This is a genomic window from Dyella sp. SYSU CM1112 (assembly GCF_058216415.1).
The window spans coordinates 1-316 of record NZ_JBZEGI010000087.1; the positions used below are offsets into that span (position 1 = coordinate 1).

The 316-nt window shown below is 58.2% G+C and carries 1 protein-coding gene; it reads right to left on the reverse strand.

All coding sequences use genetic code 11. The annotated features are described in order from the left end of the window. Nucleotides 1-113 precede the first annotated feature (113 nt). Nucleotides 114-316: hypothetical protein (locus AC4HNJ_RS21735; RefSeq protein WP_490481703.1), on the reverse strand; the 203-nt coding region annotated here is incomplete at its 5' end.

Genomic DNA, 316 nt, shown 5'->3' on the forward strand with positions numbered 1-316 from the left:
GCAGCGTCGGGAAGATCGGCAAGAGTGAAGCGCCTGGTCATCGGAGGACCGCTCCCTGAGTGACGTGCCAGCCCGTTGGCGGCCCCATTGAGAAATAAAGGGAGCCTTTGACCTCAGGCTTTCGTTGCGGCTTTCTTTGACGCAGTCTTCTTGGTCGTGGTCTTTTTAGCCACGGCCTTTTTTGCTGCGGTTTTCTTGCTAGCCGTTTTCTTTACCGCCGCTTTCTTGGCGGTCGCCTTCTTTGCCGCCGCGCCGGTCAAGAAGGGGCGGTTTGCCAAAAAGGCAGCCGCGAAGAAGGCCTCGGCAGCAAAGAAGG